Below are 1,385 nucleotides of genomic sequence, written 5' to 3'. Positions count from 1 at the left end.
GCACGTCACGGGAATTGGCGAGGGGCAGGCGGTGCACACCCGCGCGAAGCGGATTCAACGCCCCGACCTGGGCACGCCACCGCCCTCCCCGGCCAGCTCGCTGGCCAGCCGTCAGGCGGCGCTTTCGCGCGCGAAAGTCAGTTCAGGCGCCGGCCAGGCGCCCCGGCAAGCGGATGCGCGCAGCACCCGACCGGGTGCGGAGGCGTGAGCGGATTGAAGCCCGAAGGGGCCGAGACGGCCGCAGGCTGGCTCGGTGCGCAGCACGAAAGCCCGACCCGGCCGCCAGGCCGGGGCACGCCCAGGAATTCAGTAGCCCAACCAGCCCAGGACTTCAGCGCCTGAGTACGAGGGCCGATCACCGACATCCAGCAAGAACTGCTCGAAACCACCATCCGTGTCGTGGTGTGCGATTTCTGCCCGAGCTTCCTCGCGGCTCACTTCGGCCTCGATCGCTTCTTCGTAGGTCATCTGTGGCTCACTTGAAGCTGAAGCAGCTCGATGTGTTGAAGGTGGCAAACAGCGCGTTGTCGCAGGTCGGGTCCACGAAGTAGGCCACCAACACCACCCCCGCGAAGAAGCTGGCGATGCTCAGCATGATCGTCAAAGCGCGCTTGGTGGGTTCGCTCATGGGCTTCCTTCTCGCCGGAGCCGTCAGGCCAGGCGTTGAATGCGGGTGAACTTGTGCATGTTGCACTCGCCGTGGTGCTCGCACAGCCAAACGCCGTAGTCGAAGTCATTGACCACGATGTGCACGGCGGCGTCAATGCCATCGGCGTCCGGAATCCAGTCTTCGTGCGCCGCGACCATCGCGCTGATCTGAGCGCGCAGCGCCTCGCTAGGCACGAAGTCCGTTGCCGGCTTCTGTCTCACGGCTTGCCCCATCAAAGCACCTCTTGGCCAACAGCTTCTGCGGCACCCCACAAGCGAAGGTCCGCAGGCGGCGGGGCGTTCAAATCGCACTGGCGAATCAAGTCCGCCAGGACGTACTTGCGCTTCGGCGACAAGACGATCTTGCCGTCAGCGGTTGTTTCGAGAGTCATGTGTTGCCCGACACCAATTCCAAGGTGTTTAAGGACTCCCGGAGGCATCACGATTGCAGTGCTGTTCCCCATCTTCTTCAGCACAACTTCCGAGGGTATTCGTGTTCGCCTTGAGCGCGATTCGACAGGGCGCAGTTCAGTCACGCCAAGCATCGCCGCATGGCCGTCTATGAACGCCCGCGCCTGGGCGAATGCTTCGGCCGCGAACCACTCCGTATACCCGTCCCACACTTCGCCGCGCTCGATCCGCATAGCCGTCGCGCTCAGGTCGCGGCACAGGTAGTGAAGGATCTTCTCGACCGATTCGGCCCGCCCTGTCGTCACAACGGCCTCCAGGCTGCGCCC

General features: G+C 64.2%; 5 protein-coding genes. 1 reads left to right on the top strand and 4 read right to left on the bottom strand.

Translation table 11 applies throughout. The annotated features are described in order from the left end of the window. On the top strand, positions 1 to 208 hold a 208-nt coding region (locus tag I73_RS33700), incomplete at its 5' end, for a hypothetical protein (RefSeq protein WP_234409406.1). A 98-nt stretch (positions 209 to 306) separates the two neighbouring features. Here the strand turns inward: I73_RS33700 and I73_RS33470 are convergent. The 4 genes from I73_RS33470 to I73_RS33695 all read right to left on the bottom strand — a co-directional run. Then, positions 307 to 468, bottom strand: a complete 162-nt coding sequence (locus tag I73_RS33470; protein WP_022979475.1) for a hypothetical protein — start codon at positions 466 to 468, stop codon at positions 307 to 309. 7 nt (positions 469 to 475) lie between these two features. Then, entirely contained in the window at positions 476 to 628 is a 153-nt protein-coding gene (locus I73_RS33055) for a hypothetical protein (protein WP_022979474.1), read from the bottom strand. A gap of 23 nt (positions 629 to 651) precedes the next feature. Then, a complete protein-coding gene (locus I73_RS25880) occupies positions 652 to 870 on the bottom strand; it encodes a hypothetical protein (protein WP_148289680.1) in 219 nt (72 codons plus the stop codon). Positions 871 to 881: 11 nt separating this feature from the next. Continuing rightward, positions 882 to 1,385: AbrB/MazE/SpoVT family DNA-binding domain-containing protein (locus I73_RS33695; protein WP_234409405.1), on the bottom strand; the 504-nt coding region annotated here is incomplete at its 5' end.

Source organism: Ideonella sp. B508-1 (assembly GCF_000333615.1).
GTDB lineage: Bacteria > Pseudomonadota > Gammaproteobacteria > Burkholderiales > Burkholderiaceae_C > Ideonella.
The sequence above is the reverse complement of the archived record's forward strand: the minus strand, read 5'-3'. Positions and strand labels throughout refer to the sequence as shown.